The 19,430-nt window shown below is 67.7% G+C and carries 22 protein-coding genes; 3 read left to right on the top strand and 19 right to left on the bottom strand.

The annotated features are described in order from the left end of the window. Window positions 1-62: 62 nt before the first annotated feature. The 5 genes from F6W70_RS03380 to F6W70_RS03360 all read right to left on the bottom strand — a co-directional run bounded on the left by F6W70_RS03380 (window position 63) and on the right by F6W70_RS03360 (window position 6,276). On the bottom strand, window positions 63-1,217 hold the full coding sequence (locus tag F6W70_RS03380) for a cystathionine gamma-synthase (RefSeq protein WP_151485912.1): 1,155 nt from the start codon (window positions 1,215-1,217) through the stop codon (window positions 63-65). A gap of 67 nt (window positions 1,218-1,284) precedes the next feature. Then, window positions 1,285-2,661 (bottom strand): cystathionine beta-synthase, encoded by a 1,377-nt coding sequence (locus F6W70_RS03375; protein WP_151485911.1) that lies wholly within the window; start codon window positions 2,659-2,661, stop codon window positions 1,285-1,287. A 96-nt stretch (window positions 2,662-2,757) separates the two neighbouring features. Further along, window positions 2,758-3,720 (bottom strand): carbohydrate ABC transporter permease, encoded by a 963-nt coding sequence (locus tag F6W70_RS03370; RefSeq protein WP_151485910.1) that lies wholly within the window; start codon window positions 3,718-3,720, stop codon window positions 2,758-2,760. Then, on the bottom strand, window positions 3,717-4,856 hold the full coding sequence (locus F6W70_RS03365; RefSeq protein ID WP_200942436.1) for a carbohydrate ABC transporter permease: 1,140 nt from the start codon (window positions 4,854-4,856) through the stop codon (window positions 3,717-3,719). Before F6W70_RS03365 ends, F6W70_RS03370 begins: the two co-directional genes overlap by 4 nt. A 103-nt stretch (window positions 4,857-4,959) precedes the next feature. Then, on the bottom strand, window positions 4,960-6,276 hold the full coding sequence (locus tag F6W70_RS03360; protein WP_151485909.1) for an ABC transporter substrate-binding protein: 1,317 nt from the start codon (window positions 6,274-6,276) through the stop codon (window positions 4,960-4,962). Between the two features lie 287 nt (window positions 6,277-6,563). On the opposite strand from F6W70_RS03360, the gene F6W70_RS03355 reads away from it, so the two are divergent. After that, on the top strand, window positions 6,564-7,568 hold the full coding sequence (locus tag F6W70_RS03355; RefSeq protein WP_151485908.1) for a LacI family DNA-binding transcriptional regulator: 1,005 nt from the start codon (window positions 6,564-6,566) through the stop codon (window positions 7,566-7,568). Between the two features lie 106 nt (window positions 7,569-7,674). Here the strand turns inward: F6W70_RS03355 and rplL are convergent, their stop codons facing one another. The 3 genes from rplL to F6W70_RS03340 form a co-directional block, all read right to left on the bottom strand. Beyond that, on the bottom strand, window positions 7,675-8,058 hold the full coding sequence (gene rplL, locus F6W70_RS03350) for a 50S ribosomal protein L7/L12 (RefSeq protein ID WP_017829128.1): 384 nt from the start codon (window positions 8,056-8,058) through the stop codon (window positions 7,675-7,677). Window positions 8,059-8,106: 48 nt separating this feature from the next. Continuing rightward, a complete protein-coding gene (rplJ, locus tag F6W70_RS03345; protein ID WP_017829129.1) occupies window positions 8,107-8,595 on the bottom strand; it encodes a 50S ribosomal protein L10 in 489 nt (162 codons plus the stop codon). A 425-nt stretch (window positions 8,596-9,020) separates the two neighbouring features. After that, on the bottom strand, window positions 9,021-9,998 hold the full coding sequence (locus F6W70_RS03340; RefSeq protein WP_151485907.1) for a type IV toxin-antitoxin system AbiEi family antitoxin: 978 nt from the start codon (window positions 9,996-9,998) through the stop codon (window positions 9,021-9,023). Window positions 9,999-10,316: 318 nt separating this feature from the next. On the opposite strand from F6W70_RS03340, the gene F6W70_RS03335 reads away from it, so the two are divergent. Continuing rightward, window positions 10,317-10,997 (top strand): YqaJ viral recombinase family protein, encoded by a 681-nt coding sequence (locus F6W70_RS03335; RefSeq protein WP_017829132.1) that lies wholly within the window; start codon window positions 10,317-10,319, stop codon window positions 10,995-10,997. A gap of 29 nt (window positions 10,998-11,026) precedes the next feature. Here the strand turns inward: F6W70_RS03335 and F6W70_RS03330 are convergent, their stop codons facing one another. The 6 genes from F6W70_RS03330 to F6W70_RS03305 all read right to left on the bottom strand — a co-directional run bounded on the left by F6W70_RS03330 (window position 11,027) and on the right by F6W70_RS03305 (window position 15,141). After that, a complete protein-coding gene (locus tag F6W70_RS03330) occupies window positions 11,027-11,524 on the bottom strand; it encodes a hypothetical protein (protein ID WP_151485906.1) in 498 nt (165 codons plus the stop codon). After that, entirely contained in the window at window positions 11,521-12,159 is a 639-nt protein-coding gene (locus tag F6W70_RS03325; RefSeq protein WP_151485905.1) for a hypothetical protein, read from the bottom strand. The genes F6W70_RS03330 and F6W70_RS03325 overlap by 4 nt, the downstream gene beginning before the upstream one ends. After that, window positions 12,156-12,773: a signal peptidase I gene (locus F6W70_RS03320; RefSeq protein WP_151485904.1), complete on the bottom strand. Its 618-nt coding sequence runs from the start codon at window positions 12,771-12,773 to the stop codon at window positions 12,156-12,158. The genes F6W70_RS03325 and F6W70_RS03320 overlap by 4 nt, the downstream gene beginning before the upstream one ends. A 45-nt stretch (window positions 12,774-12,818) precedes the next feature. Continuing rightward, on the bottom strand, window positions 12,819-13,436 hold the full coding sequence (locus F6W70_RS03315) for a SipW-dependent-type signal peptide-containing protein (protein WP_151485903.1): 618 nt from the start codon (window positions 13,434-13,436) through the stop codon (window positions 12,819-12,821). Between the two features lie 7 nt (window positions 13,437-13,443). Further along, a complete protein-coding gene (locus F6W70_RS03310) occupies window positions 13,444-14,064 on the bottom strand; it encodes a SipW-dependent-type signal peptide-containing protein (protein WP_151485902.1) in 621 nt (206 codons plus the stop codon). A 186-nt stretch (window positions 14,065-14,250) separates the two neighbouring features. Continuing rightward, entirely contained in the window at window positions 14,251-15,141 is an 891-nt protein-coding gene (locus F6W70_RS03305) for a LysR family transcriptional regulator ArgP (protein WP_151485901.1), read from the bottom strand. A gap of 70 nt (window positions 15,142-15,211) precedes the next feature. On the opposite strand from F6W70_RS03305, the gene lysE reads away from it, so the two are divergent. Then, window positions 15,212-15,874 carry an L-lysine exporter gene (gene lysE, locus F6W70_RS03300; protein WP_151485900.1) on the top strand — a complete coding sequence of 221 codons (663 nt, stop codon included), beginning with the start codon at window positions 15,212-15,214 and terminating at the stop codon, window positions 15,872-15,874. Window positions 15,875-15,880: 6 nt separating this feature from the next. Here the strand turns inward: lysE and F6W70_RS03295 are convergent, their stop codons facing one another. The 5 genes from F6W70_RS03295 to rplA all read right to left on the bottom strand — a co-directional run bounded on the left by F6W70_RS03295 (window position 15,881) and on the right by rplA (window position 19,429). Continuing rightward, entirely contained in the window at window positions 15,881-16,237 is a 357-nt protein-coding gene (locus F6W70_RS03295) for an iron chaperone (RefSeq protein ID WP_151485899.1), read from the bottom strand. A 48-nt stretch (window positions 16,238-16,285) separates the two neighbouring features. Then, complete coding sequence (locus F6W70_RS03290) at window positions 16,286-17,089, bottom strand: amino acid ABC transporter ATP-binding protein (RefSeq protein ID WP_151485898.1); 804 nt, start codon at window positions 17,087-17,089, stop codon at window positions 16,286-16,288. Beyond that, the gene (locus F6W70_RS03285) at window positions 17,076-17,741 is read right to left on the bottom strand and encodes an amino acid ABC transporter permease (protein ID WP_151485897.1); all 666 of its coding nucleotides are present in this window, start codon (window positions 17,739-17,741) and stop codon (window positions 17,076-17,078) included. The genes F6W70_RS03290 and F6W70_RS03285 overlap by 14 nt, the downstream gene beginning before the upstream one ends. Before the next feature lie 3 nt (window positions 17,742-17,744). Then, the gene (locus F6W70_RS03280; protein ID WP_151485896.1) at window positions 17,745-18,566 is read right to left on the bottom strand and encodes an amino acid ABC transporter substrate-binding protein; all 822 of its coding nucleotides are present in this window, start codon (window positions 18,564-18,566) and stop codon (window positions 17,745-17,747) included. Between the two features lie 173 nt (window positions 18,567-18,739). Next, a complete protein-coding gene (rplA, locus tag F6W70_RS03275) occupies window positions 18,740-19,429 on the bottom strand; it encodes a 50S ribosomal protein L1 (protein ID WP_017829144.1) in 690 nt (229 codons plus the stop codon). Between the last annotated feature and the right edge of the window lies 1 nt (window position 19,430).

Below are 19,430 nucleotides of genomic sequence, written 5' to 3'. Positions count from 1 at the left end.
CAGATCCGAGACGCACCCTGGCACCTGCGCGGGATGCGTCTCGGAAACCGCGTCTCGCGCGGTCAGCGCGAGACGCGCTCCAGCGCCTGCTCGAGGTCGGCGATCAGATCGCTCACGTCTTCGATGCCGACCGAGAGCCGCACGATGTTCTCCGGGACCGCGAGCTCGGTGCCGCGCACCGAGGCATGCGTCATGTCCGGCGGGTACCCGATGAGCGACTCGACGCCGCCCAGCGACTCGGCGAGCTGGAACAGCGAGGTGCTCTCGACGAACGCCCGCGCCGTGCCGGCTCCCGCGGCGAGCCCGAACGACAGCATCCCGCCGAATCCGCTCATCTGCTTCGCGGCGATCTCGTGGCCGGGGTGCGAGGGCAACCCGGGGAAGTACACCTGCGCGAACTCCGGACGCTCCTGCGCCCACTCGGCGATGGCCTGGGCGTTCTCGGAGTGCTGCCGCATCCGCAGCGCCAGGGTCTTGATGCCGCGAGTGGTCAGCCAGGCATCCAACGGCGCAGAGACGGCGCCGACCGCGAACTGCTGGAACTTGACCTGGTCGAAGAAGCGGTCGTCGGCGAACACGACCGTGCCGCCGAGCACATCCGAGTGCCCGCCCAGGTACTTGGTCGTGGAGTGCACGACCACATCGGCGCCGAGCGCGAGCGGCTGCTGCAGCGCCGGCGAGGCGAAGGTGTTGTCCACGACGACGATCAGACCGGCCGTGTGCGCGATCTCGGCGATCAGGGCGATGTCGACGATCTTCAGGAGCGGATTGCTCGGCGTCTCCAGCCACACGACCTTCGTCTCGGGACGGATCGCCGCACGGAGGGCATCGACGTCGGAGAGCTCGACCGTTGTGGTCTCGATGCCCCAGGGAGCGAGCACGCGGGTGAGCAGCCGGTACGTGCCGCCGTACACGTCGTTGCCCAGGAGGATGTGGTCGCCCGGCTTCAGGATCCCGCGCAGCAGTGCATCCTCCGCGGCGAGTCCGGATGCGAACGACAGCGCGCTCGCACCCCCTTCCAGGGCCGCGAGCTGCGTCTCGAGCGAGGAACGCGTCGGGTTGCCCGCACGGTTGTACTCGTATCCGCCGCGCAGACCGCCGACGCTGTCCTGCACGTGCGTCGAGGACTGATAGATCGGCGGGATGATCGCGCCCGTGACGGGGTCTGGCGCTTGTCCTGCGTGGATGGCTCGGGTGGCGAAGGCGTGATCGGACATGCCCCTCAGCCTACGTCCGCCCTCACGGGGACGGCCTCCCGGTTACGCTCCGGGTCGGGGCATCGGCTCAGCGCGACAGATACGCCAGCAGGTCCTGACGCGTCAGGACCGTGTGAGGCTTGCCGTCCTCGGTCACCAGAAGCGCGTCGGCGTCGGCGAGCGCGGCCTTGGCCTGCGCGACCGAGGTGTGGATGCCGACGAGCGGAAGCCGCTCCCCCACGTGCGCACCGACGGCATCGGTCGCATTCGCCTCGCCACGGAACAGCAGATCGAGCAGCCCTTTCTCGTCGACCGTGCCGACCACCTCGCCCATCATGACCGGCGGTTCGGCGCTGAGCACGACCAGCTGCGAGACGTCGTACTCGGTCATGATGCCGATCGCCTCGAGCACGGTGTCGGTCGGGTGGGCGTGCACGAGGTCGGGGATTGCGGCGCCCTGCCGGGTCGGACGAGCTGCGAGCACGTCGGCGACGGTCTCCCCGTCCTCCACCTCGCTGAATCCGTAGGAGCGCATCCATCCGTCGTTGAAGATCTTCCCCAGGTAGCCGCGCCCTCCGTCGGGAAGCAGCACCACCATCACAGCGTCCGCCGGCAGCTCCCGCGCCACGCGCAGCGCACCGACGACGGCCATGCCGCTCGACCCGCCGACGAGGATTCCCTCCTCGCGCGCGAGGCGCCGCGTCATCGCGAAAGACTCGGCATCGTCGACCGCGACGATCTCATGCGGCACCGACGGATCATACGCGCCGGGCCAGATGTCCTCGCCCACGCCCTCCACGAGGTACGGCCTCCCGGTGCCGCCGCTGTAGACGCTGCCTTCCGGGTCGACGCCGACGATCCGCACCCGTCCTTCCGAGATCTCACGCAAGTACCGGCCCGTCCCTGTGATCGTGCCGCCCGTGCCGACGCCCGCCACGAAGTGCGTGACCTCGCCGTCGGTGTCACGCCAGATCTCCGGTCCCGTGGTCTCGTAGTGGCTGCGCGGACCGTTCGGGTTCTCGTGCTGGTTCGGCTTGAACGCCCCGGGGATCTCCCTGGCCAGTCGGTCGCTCACGCTGTAGTACGACTCCGGGCTGTCGGGAGAGACCGACGTCGGAGTGACCACGACGTCCGCGCCGTAGGCCCGCAGCACGTCGATCTTGTCCTCACCGACCTTGTCCGGCAGCACGAACACGCACTTGTAGCCACGCTGCTGCGCGACCAGCGCCAGGCCCACGCCGGTGTTGCCGCTGGTGGGTTCGACGATCGTGCCCCCGGGCTTCAGCTCGCCCGATGCCTCGGCGGCGTCGATGATGCGCGCGGCGATGCGGTCTTTCGAGGAGCCGCCGGGGTTCATGTACTCGAGCTTTACGAGCACCGTGCACGCGACGCCCTCGGTGACGTGCTGGAGCTTCACGAGGGGCGTGTCGCCGACGAGGTCCACGATGGAGTCTGCGTACTTCATGACTTCAGGGTAGACGCGCGGATGCCGCGACCGGGGCTGTGTTGCACCCGACCGCGGCATCCGTCCTCTCGAAAGGCCCCCGCCGTCTCTCGAAGCTCAGCCCTTCGTCGATCCGGCCAGCAGGCCGCGGACGAAGTAGCGCTGCAGGGCGAAGAACACGATCAGCGGCACCATGATCGAGACGAAGGCGCCCGCCGTGAGCAGGTACCAATCGTTTCCTCTCGTGCCCGTGATCTCGGCGAGCAGCTTCGTGATCGGCGCCGCGGCGCCGTCGGCGAACACCAGTCCGACGAGCAGGTCGTTCCACACCCACAGGAACTGGAAGATCGCGACGGACGCGATCGCCGGCATCGTCAGGGGCAGCACCACACGGAAGAAGATCTGTCCGCGGGAGGCACCGTCGACGCGTGCCGCCTCGATGATCTCCCCCGGGATCTCCGACATGAAGTTGTGCAGGAGGTAGATCGCCAGCGGCAGCGCGAACATGGTGTGCGCGATCCACACCTGCGCGTAGCCGGAGGACGCATCCAGCGGCGTCGTGACCTGCAGCCCGAAGAGGCTGATGCCTCGGGAGAACGAGCTCAGCAGCGGCACCAGCGCCATCTGGATCGGCACGATCTGCAGGGCGAACACGAAGATGAACAGCGCGTTGCGACCCTTGAAGTCGATCCATGCGAAAGCGTACGCCGCCATCGAGGCGATCATCAACGGCACCAGCGTCGCCGGGATGGTGATCGCGATCGAGTTGATGAACGATTCGAGGATGGTCAGCTGGGTCGTGCCGGACTGCAGCACGTCGACATAGTTCTCGAACGTCACCTGCGGGTCGGAGAAGAACGTCCACCATCCGGACGACTGGATCTGATCGCGAGGACGGAACGAGGAGATGAACAGCCCCAGCGTCGGAAGGGTCCACAGCACCGCGATCAGGATGGAGGCGACGGATGCCCAGGGGCGCGACAGCTTCTTGCGAGTGCGCCCTGCGGCGCCGTCGAGGCCGCCCCCGGTCGTGATCGCTCGTGTGCTGACAGCGGATTCGGACTTCACAGTGTCGGTCATCGGATCTCCCGCTGCTTCTTGATCTGGCGTGCGTTGTAGATGACGATCGGCAGCACCAGGATGAACAGGATGACGGAGAGCGCGGCACTGCGGCCGGCCTCGAACTTCGAGAACTGCGTGTACATCTCGTTCGCGAGCACCGAGGTTCCGTAGTTGCCGGCGGTCATCGTCCGCACGATGTCGAACACCTTGAGAGAGGCGATGGAGATCGTGGTCAGCACCACGATCAGAGCGGGCCGGATGGACGGGACGGTCACCGAGACGAACCGCTCCCAGGCGTTCGCACCGTCGAGTTCCGCCGCCTCGAGAAGCTCCTGCGGCACACCCTTGATCGACGCCGACAGCAGCACCATCGCGAAACCGGTCTGCACCCAGATGAGCACGACGATGAGGAACAGAGTGTTCCACGGCTCGTTCAGCAGCCACTGCTGCGGCTCACCCCCGAACCAGACCATGATCTGGTTGAGGAGTCCGATCTGCTCGAACTGGGGCCCGCGGTACTCGTACATGAAGCGCCAGATGATGCCGGCGCCGACGAACGAGATGGCCATCGGCATGAAGACGAGGACCTTGTAGATCTTCTCGCCGCGGGTGCGATCGATGAACACCGCGTAGGCGAGACCGACGATCGTCGAGACGGTGGGGACCACGAGCACCCAGATGATCGTGTTGACCACCGCGGTGATGCCGTCGGACTGCGTGAAGATCCACAGATAGTTGGCGAACCCGACGAAGTCCTTGCCCGACGAGCTCAGAAACGACGAGTACATCGTCTGTATCGACGGCAGGATCAAGCCGACCAGCAGCAGCAGGATCGCCGGTGCCATGAAGGCGACGAGCTGGATCAGGTATCCCGCGCCATCGCGTGATCGATAGTCCAGCCAGAAGAACAGCGCACCCACGGCGACGGCCACACCCATCGCCCAGTAGTAGGAGTTGAAGAACCACATCACGGCGAGCGGGATGAGCAAGCACATCGCCAGCCGGATGCCGGTGTACAGCGCCCCCCTGCGTGGAGCGATGTCCACGAGGAGCAGGATGACCGCCACGACCACCGCGAATGCGATGACGACGGCGACCGCCTGCAGGATCGGCGGGAGCGAGCCGATCCACTGGAAGAAAATTGTCGCGTTCACGGATTCCCCTTCATCACGCGGAGCGGATCGACGGACCGCACATCGACGTGCGGCGTCATGAGAGAAGAAGGGCCGCCCCCCAGAGGGCGGCCCTCCTCTTCTCTCAGCTGGCGGGCCAGCCCGTCTGGATCTGCGTGAGGACGTCGTCCGTGGGGGTGCCGTTGACCCACGCCACCATGCCCTTCCAGAAGGTACCGGCGCCGACAGCACCCGGCATCAGGTCGGAGGCGTCGAAGCGGAACGTCGTCTCCGGGTCCTGCAGGATCTTGATGGTCTCCTGCAGGATCGGGTCCTTCGCGTTCTCCGGGTCGAGCCCGTTGTTCGCCGAGGTGACGCCGCCGAGGCTGACGCGGCTGTTCGCCCACTCGGGGCTGGACAGGTACGCGAGCACCTTCTGGGTGGCCTCGGAGTCGCTGAACGCGCCGACGATCTCGCCACCGCCCGTGACCGTGGTCTCGCCCGCGGTCTCACCCGGGAGCATGAACGCCCAGACGTCGCCGTCCTCGGCGATGTTCGTTCCCTCGGGGTAGAAGCCCGAGAGGAACGAGGCCTGGTGCGTCAGCGCGCAGTCTCCCTTGGCCAGAGCCGGCGCCACGTCGCCGAATGCGGTCGAGTTGATCGAGCGCACGTCGCCGAAGCCGGCGTTGACGTAGTCCGGGTTGAGCAGGATCTCGCCGACAGAGTCGAAGGCGGTCTTGATCTGCGGGTCCGTGAAGGGCACCTCGTTGGCGACCCACTGATCGTAGACCTCGGTGCCCGCCTGACGCAGCACGTAGTCCTCGATCCAGTCCGTTCCCGGCCAGCCGGTCGCGGTGCCGGATTCGAAGCCTGCACACCACGGCGCGGTGCCGCTCGTGCTCTGGATGGTGGCGGTGAGCGTGTTGAGCTCGTCGAGAGTGGTGGGAACCTCGACGCCCCACTCCGCGAACTTCGTCGGCGAATACCAGATCCAGCCCTTGACGTTGGCCATCAGCGGTGCGCCGTAGAACGTGCCGTCGACCGTGCCGTAGTTGACCCAGTCCTTGGTCCAGTACTCGTTGGCGTTCTTCTCGACCTCTTCGGGCGCGGGCTTGAGGTACTCGCGGTCGGCGAAGTCCTTGAGCAGACCGGGCTGCGGGAATATCGCGATGTCCGGCGGGTTGCCGCCCTGCGCACGCGTGCCGAGCTGGGTCTCGAAGTCCTGGCTGCCCTCGTACTTGATCGTGATGCCGTTCTCGTCGGCCCAGTCCTTCCAGGACTCCTGGAGGAGCTTCGCCTCATCATCGACGATCGTGCCGTAGATCGTGACGGTGGCGTCGCCCCCGTCACCCCCGTCGGTGCCGGGTGCCCCACCCGGAGCCCCACATCCGGCGAGCGCGATGCCCGCGACCCCCAGCAGGGCGAGCGGCGCGTAACGCCGGGAACGCTGTGACAGAGCCATGTGAATTCTCCTCTTCGAGTACAGGTTCCCGGCTGTGCGATGCCACCCCGGGGCATCGTTAGGGAACCGATTCCAGGCCAACCTACTGGCCATCCGCATCCCTGCACAACACGCTAGGGTCACAAGCTCGCAACCATTCGATGCACCGGCTCCCGACGATATGGGAGCGCTCCCTCACCATGCGCCTGGAACCGGTTCCCTTTTTCGGCGACGACGACTACGCTGTGACGCGGCGCGCACCCCGCGTCGAGGCCACGCAGGCCGCGTGATCAGGTCGAGGAGGACCGATGAGCACGATCGCGGATGTCGCGTCACGTGCAGGCGTATCGAAGGCCACCGCCAGTCGCGCCCTGAGCGGCCGCGGATACGTGTCCGAGGCGACCCGGCAGCGCGTCGAGAGCGCAGCTCGCGATCTCTCCTATGTCGCGCACTCCTCCGCCACGAGCTTGGCGACAGGACGCACCCAGACCGTGGGCATCGTCATGCCACCCGTGGACCGGTGGTTCTTCGCCGAGCTGCTCGCCGGGGTGCAGGAGTCGCTGTTCGCCCTCGACTACGACCTTTCGCTGTACGGCGTCCCCGAGGGGTCGAAGACCAGGGAGCGGCTGTTCGAGAGCGTGCTTCCCGGGAGGCGCTTCGACGGGATCATCGCCGTCGGCATCCAGCCGAGCGCTCACGAGCTCGAGCGGCTGAAGCGAACAGGACGACCGCTCGTCAGCGTCGGTCCGTACAGCGACGGCTCGAGCGCCGTGTCGATCGATGACACGGCGGCCGCGCGCATCGCCACCGAGCACCTCATCGAACTCGGACACACCGACATCGCCTTCGTCGGCGGCTCGACGGACACCGCGGAGCTGAGCTTCGGCGACGCCCAGCGTCTCGAGGGGTACCGCGGCGCACTGCAGGCCGCAGGACTCGCGGCGCATGCACGCGTGGCCGGCGCCGCCCCGACCATGCCGGGCGGCTACACGGCTGCGGCGGGGCTGCTCGGCGACCGGCGACGGCGTCCGACGGCCATCGTCGGGGTGTGCGACGAAGCCGCGATCGGCGCGATCATCGCCGCCCGGCGACTGGGAATCGCCGTGCCGACCGAGCTGAGCGTCGTCGGCATCGACGACCACGAGCACGCGGACATGTTCGCCCTGACCACGATCGGGCAGTCGCCACGCGACCAGGGACACGAGGCGGTGCGCCTGCTGACGCGGCAAATGGAACACCCCGATGCTCCGCTCGAACTCGTCGACGCGGCCTCCGCCCTCGTGGTGCGCAGCTCCACGGCTCCCCCGCGCTGACCTTGCGGCACTCCGGCATGCGGGGCGGCCGCGAGACCGGCGGGAAACGCACGAAGGCCCCGGGGCGAACCCGGGGCCTTCGTTGAGAAACGCGTGAGCGTCGCGATTACTTGAGGGTAACCGTTGCGCCTGCCTCTTCGAGAGCAGCCTTGGCCTTCTCGGCGGTCTCCTTGTTGGCGCCCTCAAGGACAGCCTTCGGGGCACCGTCGACGACAGCCTTGGCCTCGCCGAGACCCAGCGAGGTGAGCTCGCGGACGGTCTTGATGACCTGGATCTTCTTGTCGCCAGCAGCCTCGAGGATGACGTCGAAGGAGTCCTTCTCTTCCTCAGCCTCAGCAGCGCCTGCGCCACCCGCAGCACCGGCGACGGCGACGGGAGCAGCAGCGGTGACCTCGAACTTCTCCTCGAACGCCTTCACGAACTCGTTGAGCTCGATGAGGGTCAGGCCGGCGAACTGCTCGAGCAGTTCCTCGGTGGAAAGCTTCGCCATGATGTATCTCCTAGATAGATGGGGTTTGTAGACGAGATCGCAGGTCGCTTACGCGGCCTCTGCGGTCTCCAGCTTTTCGCGAAGAGCATCGATGGTGGCGGCAGCCTTGCCCATCGTCGCCTTCATCATGCCCGCAGCCTTCGCCAGCAGAACCTCACGGCTCTCGAGCGCGGCGTACTTGTTGACCTCGTCCGCGGTGAGGGCGTTGCCCTCGAAGATGCCGGACTTGATCACGAGAAGCGGGTTGGCCTTGGCGAAGTCACGCAGAGCCTTGGCGGTGGCGACGAAGTCACCGTGCACGAACGCGACAGCCGACGGACCCTTGAGGTCGTCGTCCAGCGCGGAGATGCCAGCCTTGTTGGCGGCGATCTTGGTCAGCGTGTTCTTCACCACGGCGTACTCAGCGTCCTGACGGATGCTGTTGCGCAGCTCCTTGAGCTGGGCAACCGTCAGACCGCGGTACTCGGTCAGCAGAACGGCAGTCGAGTTCTCGAATGACTTCGTGAGCTCGGCGACCGATGCATCCTTCTGCGCCATGGTCACTCCTTGGTGTGTACGAGGCGCCGCACGGTGGTGAGGCGCCGACCTGGACCACCTGCAAAGAGAAAAGCTCCGGCGCAAGCGCACGGAGCTTTGGAAAGTTCGTGTCCTGCGCGGGCCCCTGCTGTGCAGAGCTTCGATCGCTGCGCGCTTTCGCACACGACGATGACCAGCGGTCTTCGGTTCGGGATAACTGTACCCCACCCGCACCTCTCCCCCAAATCCACTCGCCCCCGTCCCTCTCCCTCTCCCCCCTCCCCTGACGAGACCCACGCGCCCTGATGAGACCCACGTTCCCCGCCGAGGCCCACACTTGGATACGCATCCGAGCGTGGGCCTCGGCGGCACACATGGGTCTCGGGGACGTGGCGCACAGGAGCGCGCGGCGCGGGCCAGCGCACGAGAGGTCTCGAAGCCCGGGATCAGGGGCGGAGGCCGAACGCACCGAGCCGCGCGCCGAGAGCATCTGACGTGACGAGGTGCTCGGATCCCCAGCGGACGATCCACCACCCGGTGACACCGCGAATCGCATCCTCCCGATGCTTCTCCGCGAGCACCACGGCCTCCGCCGACATCCCTGTACGCAACGTCGGATCGAGGTACTTTCCTCGCCCGTCGAACTCGCCGAACGTCTGCGCTCCCCGAAAGGCGAAGTCGAGCCGATAGTCCTCGCCATGCGGTCCGGTGACGCGCGACTGCAGATCGACCTCGGTGAACCCGAGTCGGTGAAGGTGCAGACGACTCACGCTCTCTCCAGGAAGCTGGGCGCGGCCATCCGAGAACGCGATCACCTCTCGGGCCTGACGGATGCCCCGGTTCGAGAGGGCTTGCGCCCGCCTCCCGAGTTCGTCCCTCCGCTCTGCGGCGGCGATATGGTCCTGCTCGTGTCTGCGCACGGCGATGCGCCGCAGCGCCGCGTCGGCGACGGCGATCGCCGCTTCAGGCGTGAGCCGGGACGCCAGATCGAGCACGGTCCTCTCGAGCGAGGTGCATCTGATGCCCTCGACTTCCACGAGGTCGCTCTCACGAAGTGTGAGGTGGTGCCTCGCGACGCCCCACTTCACCCTGCTTCGACTCGTCGGGCCGAGAACCGCGTGAACGTACGTCGTCGAAGTCCGATAGAGCGGGAGTCCGTGGATCACGGCCGCCGAGGCGAAGCAGAATGCGGCACCACCGCCGGCGGATTCCCGATGCACGGCGAGCACCTTCATCAGATGGCGACCTTCGGTCCAGAGCTGCTCCCACTCCGCTGAATCCACATACCAGCCGCGACGCACTCGCACGATCGAGCCGTTGTCGACCATGGCACGGAGTTCGCGCTCAGATACCCCTCGAGCGAGCACATCGCTTCTGGCGAGAAGGAGCCGGCGCGCTTCTTCGATGGTGACGGACTTGCGCATGAACTCGATCCTCACTCGTCGCGCGCGCCACCCGCATCCCGAAGACTCGAACTTCCGAGAGGTGCGGACAAGTCGCTTCACATCGCCGCCGTGCAGAACGACAGGCAGAGGAGCTCCTGACCGCCTGGCGGCACCCGGACCCATGCTTATCGCCGAGACCCATGCCCCCACGCGACTGCGGGCGTGGGTTTCGGCGACCACCGTGGGTTTCGGCGACCACCTTGGGATGCGGGAGGGGTACGCGGATGCGGGAGGGGCGGACGCGTGAGGGCGGCGTGTACGGGAGGGAGGGTCGGCGGGCGGGGTTAGGGTCGAAGGGTGACACCGGAACTCTCTGCACGCATCGTCGCGGACTCCCGCGACCGCGTGGCGTGGCTGAGGGCGCGCTCGCGGGGCATCACCGCCACCGATGTGGCAGGACTGACCTCGGAGAAGTCGATCGCCAGGGCGGCCGACTCCAAACTGGGCGGAGGGCCCCGCTTCGGCGGCAACGCCTACACCGATCACGGTCGTCGGCGCGAGCCGGAGATCGCCGCATGGGTCGCGGCGACCCACGGCATTCTCCCCTCCTCGGCGCTGTTCCGCGCCGAGGTCGAGCACCGCCACCTCGCCACCCCCGATGGCATCGCGGTCGACGCGGACGGGCGCGTGAAGCTCGCCGAGATCAAGACCACGAACAAGGCTTTCCGCGGCATCCCCCGCACCTACCTGCGCCAGGTCTGGTGGCAGCAGCACGTGCTCGGAGCCGAACGGACCCTGTTCGTGTGGGAGGAGCACGTCGACTTCGCTCCGATCCACGATGAGCCGCGCTGCGTCTGGATCGACCGCGACGACCGCGAGATCGCGAAGCTCGTCGGCCTCGCCACCGACCTCATCGATGAGCTCTACCGACGCACCACCGGCCAGCAGGTGCCGAGCCGGATGACGGATGCCGCCGCCAGCCGCCGCGAACAGCTCCGCGAACGCGATGCCTTCCGCGCGCTGGCACTCGCCGACTGACGAGGCATCCGACCGGAGCGACGCACCGCTCAGGTGCAGGTGTTGTTGCCGCCGAGCCCCAGGAGACCGCCGACCGAGAGCGAACGCGTCGCCGGAGCCGAGGCCCACGACGTTCCGGAGTAGGTCGCCTCGACCTTGACCGCATTGGTCGATCCGAGAAGACTCCCCAGCAGCGTGTTCAGCAGGCCCGAGCTGATCGTGGACGAGTACGTGTAGGGCCCTGATCCGGTTTGCGTGACGTTGGCGTTGTCCACGACGACGTTGTTGATGGAGAAGCGCTGCTGCACCTTCGGATAGGGCGACGTCCACGTGATCGTGAAGCCCGTGAAGGTGCCCAAGAAGCTCGTCACCGTGCACGAGGTCACCACGGGCTTCGCCAGCGTCGCGGCCGTGAACGACCCGGCGGCGTACTCGCTGTCCGTGAAGGCGGCGTCGGTCATCTGCACGGCGGGCGATGACCCGACCCCGACCAGCACGGCGAGCCCGACGACGCCGGCGAGGATGCGCGCACGCGCGTTGCGCCTCATGTCCTCCTCCCCTCCTCGGGCACCGCGCCTCTGCGACGGCGGACCGCGAGCACCGCACCCGACACCGCGAGCGCCGCTCCGACCACGACGGCACTCGCGGCTCCCGGTGGCAGTCCAGTCGTCGCGAGCCCGCCACCGGACCCCGCGATCACGGTCTCGCCTGCCCCCTGCGCGTGCACGCGGACATCGGTGCTGCCGGCACCCGAGCCCCCGGAGGGATCGAGGACGATCGAGAGACGGAGGTGGGCCGTCTCGGTGTCCGCCATCTGCGTGAGCGGAACCTCGACCCCGTCGCGCGGGATGCTCCAGCCCACGCGCAGCGCGGTCGCACCACCAGGGCATCCTGTCTCGGTCCAGGCCTCGGGGCACGTCGAGACGTCGAGGAGCAGCTGCGCCTCACCCGTCGCGCTGACGGCGATCCGCACGACTCCCGGATCCGGGGCATCGGCGCTCACCGCGATGTCCCATTCCACCGGCTGCCCTGGCAGCAGCCTGCCGGCCGCCGCCCAGTCGGCGACCGAGACGAGACGGAGGATCGAGCCCTGGATGACCTGCGTCGTCGGCGCCGCCCATGCAGCGGTCGGCATCGCGATCGCGAGGACCGCGAGCAACACGACAGCGACCGCGCGCCTCATGGTCCGCTCCCGTCAGGATCGTGAGCGGACCGACGCTGTCCACGCGGCCAGAACGCCCACACCACCAGGGAGGTCGCGGCGACCGTCAGCGCTCCCAACACGATCGGTTCGCCCATCCCGGCGACGATCAGCGCGATCCCGGGAACGGAGAACAGCACCTTCCGCACCGACGACACCGTGTAGGGGAACGGATCATCTGCGGCATTCGCGTCGCCGCGCATCGTGATCACCCGCTCCTGAGCGCTCGGTCCCGGCGTGATCGTGGTGATGCGATGCGTCACCGGCAGCTCGCCAGGACGATCGACCGTCACCACGTCCCCGACCCCGATCTCGGCCGCGGGGATGCGCTGCACCACGGCCACGGATCCTGCCGGGATGGTCGGCGACATCGAACCGGTGCGGAACATGATGAGCGTGATCTGTGCGGTGAATGCGAGCACGACGAGCAGGATGCACACCGTACCGGCCACCGCGGCGATCCAGAGCAGCACGTCGCCGATCAGCCGCCCGGGGCGGAGCCGGGTGCGCACGTGTTCGGCGGTCGGGTGCGGATCCGCCGGGGCGGGGAACGGGGCCGCCTCACGCAGGCTCCGCCGTGTCGTCGGGGTCGTCATCTCGTCCTCCTCTCCGTGCGCCTTCTCTCGCTGCTGCTGCTGCGACTACGACGACGTCCCGAGGAACTGCCAGGTCTGCGTCATCGTCAGCCCCTGTGCCGCGTTCGGAGCGGCGAGCGGAAGCGTCACCGCGAAGCAGTAGTTGACCGGGGTGGCCCCGTTCGCGGTCACGGCCTGGGTCGTGGCGCCTCCTGCGGTGAGGGCCGAACCATCCGCCACGACCGCGGTCCCGGCCGCATACGTGGTCGAGTTGCAGGTGGTTCCGGTGATCGTGCGCACGCCGTAGGTGAGATGCGCCGCGAGCCCGGTGCCTGTCGGTGTTCCCGCGATCAGTTGCACGGTTCCCGCCACCGACGGATTCGCAGTCTTCACGCTGAACAGCGCATAGGTGGAGTTGCCCGGTGCCATCGCGGTCGGAACGAGCTGGAAGTTCAGCGTCGCGGCTGTGCCCGCGGTCGCGTGGTTCGAGAACGTGGCTCCGTCGACCGCACCCACGATGTCGAACTTCCCGGCCGTGAAGCTGGCGGATCCGTATTCGGAGTCGTTCCAGGCGGCAAGCGTGGCGGCGACGCCGATGCCGAGCACGACCCCTCCCGCGAGGACCGCTCGCAGTCGACGAGAGCGCAGCCGCCGCCTCTCCCGCACTTCTCTGCGGGTGATCATCACATGCTCAGTTCGTCGACGTGGCCGTGAACTTCCAGGTGGCGTTGGTCACCAGGCTCGGTTCGAGCGCGGCGTCCGCCGTCACTTTGAAGCACAGCTGCACGGCCGTCCCCGGATCCGTGGAGGTCGCCCCCGCGGTGAGCGGCACGGTGGTGACGCCGGTCTGGAGGTCGAGTGTCGTCCCGGTCGCCACCGGTGTTCCTGTCGCGGATGCCGCATCACAGGTCGCTCCCGGCGCCAACTGATAGATCGAGTACGACAGGTGGTCGGAGTTCGACGTGGCCGCGGCATCGGCCGTGGTGCCATCGGCGACGAGATCGGCGCCGCTGGTGGTGCCGGCTGCGAGACGCACCCAGAACCCGGCATAGACCGAGCTGTTCGGCGACATGTTGCCCACGAGTCCGGCCGGCAGGGTGAACGCGAGAGTCGCCGCGCTGCCGGCCGAGTTGTGATCGGCATACGCGGTGCCGTCGGTAGAGCCCTGCAGATTGAACGCGCCGGCGGTGAACGTGCCGTTCGCGAACTCGGAGTCGTTCCAGGCCGCGAGCGTCACGGCGGTGCCGACGCCGAGAACGAGCCCGCCCGCCAGTACCGCCAGCACCTTGCGCTGGGTTGCCTTGGTTGCCATGTCGCTTCCCCCTCAGGAATTCGTGAGCCACGCGAATGCCTGTGTTCCGGTCGCCCCTCAACGACCTCGCATCTGCGCGTTTGCGCCATCCTCTCATCGCCTCACCCGCAGAACAAGGCGATTTCGCGCACGAGATTCGATCATCCCGCGCAGAATCGACTCACTGTCCGCCGGGCCCTATCGCGATCAGCGGGCCGGGGCGCCGCCGAGAACCCGTCGCGCCTCGGCAGCGATCTCCGCGGCGATGGTGTCGAGCAGCTCCGAGCGCAGGTTCCACTGCTGCCAGAACAGCTGCACGCGAAGGGTCGGTCCGCCCAGAGGAACGAGCCCGCTCGATTCCTGGAGCAGCGGGACCATCCCCCAGCCGAGGCCGAGCGTGACGGCGAGGGCATAGTCGTGGGATGCGGGGACGTAGTGCCGGGGCACTCCCTCCTGCGCCACCGACATCTCCCTGAGCCATTCGTGTTGCAGGGTGTCCCTGCGATCGAAGTCGACGAACGGCGCCGCAGACATGGCGCTCTCGGTCGCTCCCTCCGGGAACCAGCGCGCGGCGAATGCCGGCTCGGCCATCGCCCGGTACTCGAGCACGCCGAGAGGCGACACCGAGCACCCGGAGACGGCGCTCTCCTCACTCGTGACAGCCGCCATCACGGTGCCCGATTCCAGCAGGCGGGCGGTGAAGTTCTGATCGTCGCGATGCAGGCCGAAGTCGATGTCGTGTCGCGCGGAGAGTCGTGCCAGCGGGGCGAGGAACCACGTAGCCATCGAGTCGGCGTTCACCGCGAGAGGTATCGTGATCCGCCGATTGCCCTCTGCTTCATCGATGCCGACGCCGACGAGCGCGTCGTGCTCCAGGAGCGCGACCTGTCGGGCGAGACGCACGATGGCCTCCCCCGCCTCGGTGAGCCGTGCAGGCTTGGTGCGCACCACCAGGATGCGACCGAGCTGCTGCTCGAGAGTCTTCAACCGCTGACTCACTGCCGAAGGGGTGATCTGCAGCCGCTTCGACGCGGCATCCAGCGTCCCCTCGTCGACGATCGCGGCGAGGGTGGTCGCGAGTTCCGGATCGATGCGCACATTAGAGATGCTAATGGTGCGATAGGAATCTTCGCTTCACTTCATGCGTCTCGATTCCTAGGCTGAACCCATGCTCACCGCTCTCGCCGGCCTCGGACTCGGCCTCTCCCTCATCGTCGCGATCGGCGCGCAGAACGTCTTCGTGCTTCGTCAGGGGATCCGGCGCGAGCATGTCCTCGCCGTGGTGATCATCTGCGCCCTCTCCGATGCAGCCCTGATCGCCGCAGGAGTCGCCGGACTCGGCTTCGTCCTCTCCGCCGCGCCCTGGCTGGTCGTGGTCGCGCGTTGGGCGGGGGCCCTGTTCCTGCTGACCTACGGAGCGCTGGCCGCCCGTCGCGCCTGGCGAGGGGGCGAGGAGCTCGAGGTCGACGCGACGGATGCCGCGTCCCCCGGTTCCCGCGCGACCGGTGGCGCGAGCGCGACTCTCACCCGCAGCCGGCTGGCCCCCGTGATCCTGACCACCCTCGCCCTCACCTGGCTCAACCCGCACGTGTACCTCGACACCGTGCTGATGCTCGGGTCCATCGCGGCCACGCACGGCGACGAGCGCTGGCTGTTCGCGGCCGGAGCGATGGCCGCCAGCCTCCTGTGGTTCACCGCGCTGGGGTTCGGGGCGCGCTACCTCGGACGCTGGCTGCGCACGCCGCGGTCGTGGCGCATCCTCGACGCCGTGATCGCGGTGGTCATGATCACGATCGCGATCAGCCTCGTGCTACCCGTCCTGGGGGGCTGATCGGCTTCAGGCGCCGTCGATCTGGGCGAGCCGGGCACGGACGAGGCGTTCGAGGACCTCGCTCGGAATCGGGTGCTCGGGCTGGAACCGGATGGTCCCCTTGTCGACGCTGACCCCGGGATACCCGTCGAGAACGTCTGCGACAGCGGCGACGGCATCCGGGCTGAACGGGTAGATCCCGATGTGCTTCTTGGCGCGCATCACCGAGAGCAACGGCTTGCCGCCGTGCACGAGCGCGGGCATGCCATACCCCTTGCCCTGCTCCGCATCCGGCGCCTCTCGGCGCGCGACGGCATAGACACGATCGATCACGTCACGATCAGCGGCGGCGAGGTCTGCGAGGTAGTCGTCGATGGTTCCCACGAGGGCATCCTGCCACCGATCCGCGCGCGGGGCGAGGGTCCGCGGGATTCAGGCGCCGTCGAGCGGACGCATGATGCGGGTGAGGAATCGCTGCGTGCGCTCATGCTGCGGGGCGCTGAAGAGCGCGGCCGGCGGCCCCTGCTCGACCACCACGCCGCCGTCCATGAACAGCACATGATCCGCGGCTTCGCGCGCGAAGCTCAGCTCGTGGGTGACGACCGCCATGGTCCAGTTCTCGTCGGCGAGCTCTTTGATGACGAGCAGCACCTCCCCCACCAGCTCGGGATCGAGCGCACTGGTCGGCTCGTCGAACAGCAGCAGATCGGGCTTGAGAGCGAGCGCGCGCACGATGCCGACACGCTGCTGCTGCCCGCCCGAGAGCTGATGCGGACGCGCATCGGCCTTGTCGGCCAGACCTACGCGATCGAGCAGCGCGAGTGCCTCGGCCACGACCTCGGCCTTCGGTCGACCCTGAACCCGCCACGGCCCTTCGATGACGTTCTCGAGGACGGTGAGGTGCGGGAAGAGGTTGTGGTGCTGGAACACCATCGCCGAGCGGTCGCGCAGCGCGAGCCGCTTCTGCTTCTGCACGCGGGGCGAGGGCTTCGCCTCCGGGGCGAAGTCGATCTCGGGGCCGCCGTCGACGACGATGGTGCCGACATCCGGCGTCTCGAGGCCGTTGAGAGCACGCAGCACGGTGGTCTTTCCCGAACCGCTGGGGCCGATGAGCACGACGACCTCGCCGCGGTGCAGCGTCAGGTCGATGCCGCGGAGCACCTCGTTGTCGCCGAAGCTCTTGCGCAGGCCACGGGCGGTGAGCAGAGCCTCTGAAGTGTTGTCAGTGCGCGACACGGCTGTCGAGCCTCCTCTCGAGAGCGCTCTGGCCGAACGACAGCACCAGGCAGAACACCCAGTAGACCAGCGCGGCGGCGAGGTAGAGCACCATGAACTCGTAGGTGGTCGAGGCGATCTGCTGCGCCACCTTGAACAGTTCGGTCACGAGGATCAGCGACGTGAGAGAGGTGTCCTTCACCAGCGAGATGAACGTGTTCGACAGCGGGGGAACCGACACGCGCGCCGCCTGCGGCAGGATGATGCGGGTGAGCGTGCGGGTGCGGTTCATGCCCACCGTGTACGCGGCCTCCCACTGCCCCTGCGGGACCGAGAGGATGGCGGCGCGGACGACCTCGGCACCGTAACCGCCGACGTTGAGCGACAGCGCGATGATCGCACTCGGCCACGGGTCGATCGTGATCCCGATCGACGGCATGCCGTAGAAGATCACGAACAGCTGCACCAGCAGCGGCGTCCCGCGGATCACGGAGATGTAGAACCGAGCGACGCCCGAGAGGATCGGGTTCACCGAGATCCGCATCAGAGCGATGCCGACGGCGATGAGCAGCCCCAGGGCGAACGACGCCAGCGCGAGCGGCACCGTCGCCGTCAGACCCGCCCAGGCGATCGGCCCGAGCGCGTCCAGGAACAGCTGCCAGGAACTCTCCATCGGCTACTGGGAGACGTCTTCGCCGAAGTACTTCTTGCTGATCTCGGCCAGCGTGCCATCCGCGCGCAACTCGTCGAGCGCGGCGTCGACCGCCGTGACGAGGGCTTCCTTGTCCTTCGCGAAGGCGAATGCCTGCTCGCCCGCCTCATCGGTCTCCGCCGCGATCTTCAGACCGGTCGGGCTGTTGGTCGTCTCGTAGTCGAGGAACGTGAGCTTGTCGTTGATGGTGGCGTCGACCCGTCCCTGGCGCAGGAGCTCGACGGCCTGCGCCCAGCCCTCGACACCCTCGACCGTGGCGCCCGACTCGGCGGCGAGGTCGTTCCAGTTGCTCGTGAGCGACTGCGCGGTGGTCTTGCCGTCGAGGTCGGCGAACGACGAGATCGTGTCATCGTCCTCGGCCACGACGATCACGCCGGGAGAGACGGTGTACGGCGTGCTGAAGAGGTACTTCGCCTCGCGCTCGTCGTTGATCGTGACCTGATTGGCGATCACGTCGAACCGACCCGCGTCGAGGCCCGCGAAGATCGCGTCCCACTGGGTCTCTTCGAACTTCACCTCGAGGCCGAGCTTGTCGGCGATGGCTTCGATGATCTCCACGTCGTATCCGGTCAGCTCGCCGGCGCCGTTGTCGCCGTGGAAGCTGAAGGGACGGTAGGCACCCTCGGTCCCGACCGTGAGCGTGCCGTCCTTCGCGAGCCCGAACTCCGAGCTCGCGGAGCTCTCGCCGCTGCCCGCAGTGCTCTCAGATGTGCTCGACCCGCTGCAGGCGGTCAGAGCCGCGGCGGCGACGACGAGTGCGGTGACGGCGATGAGACGACGGGACATGAACCCTCCTGGGGTGTGAAGCGCGGTGCGAGTTTACGCGACCGTCGCGGGAACTCCCCCACAGTACGTGGCACGGGGCGGTTCGCCGCATCCGATGACGTTTCGTTTCGCAGGAGCTCGGAAGACGCAGAAACGCCCCCGGGAGAACCCGGGGGCGTTTGTGCGAGTCAGACTCAGATGGAGTTGACGTCCAGCGGGATGCCGGGGCCGAACGTGGTCGACACCGCACCCTTCTGGATGTAACGGCCCTTCGAGCTCGACGGCTTGAGGCGGACGATCTCCTCGAGCGCTGCGCCGATGTTCTCGTTCAGCTGCTCGGCGGTGAAGGAGGCCTTGCCGACGACGAAGTGCACGTTGGCGTGCTTGTCGACGCGGAACTCGATCTTTCCGCCCTTGATCTCCTCGACGGCCTTGGCCGGGTTCGGGGTCACGGTGCCGGTCTTCGGGTTCGGCATCAGACCACGCGGTCCGAGCACCTTTCCGAGACGACCGACCTGGCCCATGAGCTCCGGGGTGGAGACGGCGGCGTCGAAGTTGGTCCAGCCATCGGCGACCTTCTGGATGAGCTCGGCGCCGCCGACCTCATCTGCACCTGCGGCGATCGCTGCCTCGGCCGCGGGGCCGGTGGCGAAGACGATGACGCGGGCGGTCTTACCGGTGCCGTGGGGCAGGATGACGGTGCCGCGCACCATCTGGTCTGCCTTGCGAGGGTCAACGGCGAGCTTCAGCGCGACCTCGACGGTCGAGTCGAACTTCGACGATCCGGTCTCCTTCGCGAGCGCGACGGCCTCGGTCGGAGTGTAGAAACGGTCTGCCTCGATCTTCTCGGCGGCAGCCTTGTAAGCCTTGGACTTGGTAGCCATG

This window comes from Microbacterium maritypicum, assembly GCF_008868125.1.
Classification (GTDB): domain Bacteria; phylum Actinomycetota; class Actinomycetes; order Actinomycetales; family Microbacteriaceae; genus Microbacterium; species Microbacterium maritypicum.
Note: the sequence above shows the minus strand (reverse complement) of the source record. Positions and strands in the feature narration are given on the sequence as shown.

What these genes read in the sequence shown, in the direction of transcription:
- F6W70_RS03380 (WP_151485912.1), bottom strand. Translation starts at nt 1,217, where the DNA reads ATGTCCGATCACGCCTTCGCCACCCGAGCCATCCACGCAGGACAAGCG.
- F6W70_RS03375 (WP_151485911.1), bottom strand. Translation starts at nt 2,661, where the DNA reads ATGAAGTACGCAGACTCCATCGTGGACCTCGTCGGCGACACGCCCCTC.
- F6W70_RS03370 (WP_151485910.1), bottom strand. Translation starts at nt 3,720, where the DNA reads ATGACCGACACTGTGAAGTCCGAATCCGCTGTCAGCACACGAGCGATC.
- F6W70_RS03360 (WP_151485909.1), bottom strand. Translation starts at nt 6,276, where the DNA reads ATGGCTCTGTCACAGCGTTCCCGGCGTTACGCGCCGCTCGCCCTGCTG.
- F6W70_RS03355 (WP_151485908.1), top strand. Translation starts at nt 6,564, where the DNA reads ATGAGCACGATCGCGGATGTCGCGTCACGTGCAGGCGTATCGAAGGCC.
- rplL (WP_017829128.1), bottom strand. Translation starts at nt 8,058, where the DNA reads ATGGCGAAGCTTTCCACCGAGGAACTGCTCGAGCAGTTCGCCGGCCTG.
- rplJ (WP_017829129.1), bottom strand. Translation starts at nt 8,595, where the DNA reads ATGGCGCAGAAGGATGCATCGGTCGCCGAGCTCACGAAGTCATTCGAG.
- F6W70_RS03340 (WP_151485907.1), bottom strand. Translation starts at nt 9,998, where the DNA reads ATGCGCAAGTCCGTCACCATCGAAGAAGCGCGCCGGCTCCTTCTCGCC.
- F6W70_RS03330 (WP_151485906.1), bottom strand. Translation starts at nt 11,524, where the DNA reads ATGAGGCGCAACGCGCGTGCGCGCATCCTCGCCGGCGTCGTCGGGCTC.
- F6W70_RS03325 (WP_151485905.1), bottom strand. Translation starts at nt 12,159, where the DNA reads ATGAGGCGCGCGGTCGCTGTCGTGTTGCTCGCGGTCCTCGCGATCGCG.
- F6W70_RS03320 (WP_151485904.1), bottom strand. Translation starts at nt 12,773, where the DNA reads ATGACGACCCCGACGACACGGCGGAGCCTGCGTGAGGCGGCCCCGTTC.
- F6W70_RS03315 (WP_151485903.1), bottom strand. Translation starts at nt 13,436, where the DNA reads ATGATCACCCGCAGAGAAGTGCGGGAGAGGCGGCGGCTGCGCTCTCGT.
- F6W70_RS03310 (WP_151485902.1), bottom strand. Translation starts at nt 14,064, where the DNA reads ATGGCAACCAAGGCAACCCAGCGCAAGGTGCTGGCGGTACTGGCGGGC.
- lysE (WP_151485900.1), top strand. Translation starts at nt 15,212, where the DNA reads ATGCTCACCGCTCTCGCCGGCCTCGGACTCGGCCTCTCCCTCATCGTC.
- F6W70_RS03285 (WP_151485897.1), bottom strand. Translation starts at nt 17,741, where the DNA reads ATGGAGAGTTCCTGGCAGCTGTTCCTGGACGCGCTCGGGCCGATCGCC.
- F6W70_RS03280 (WP_151485896.1), bottom strand. Translation starts at nt 18,566, where the DNA reads ATGTCCCGTCGTCTCATCGCCGTCACCGCACTCGTCGTCGCCGCCGCG.
- rplA (WP_017829144.1), bottom strand. Translation starts at nt 19,429, where the DNA reads ATGGCTACCAAGTCCAAGGCTTACAAGGCTGCCGCCGAGAAGATCGAG.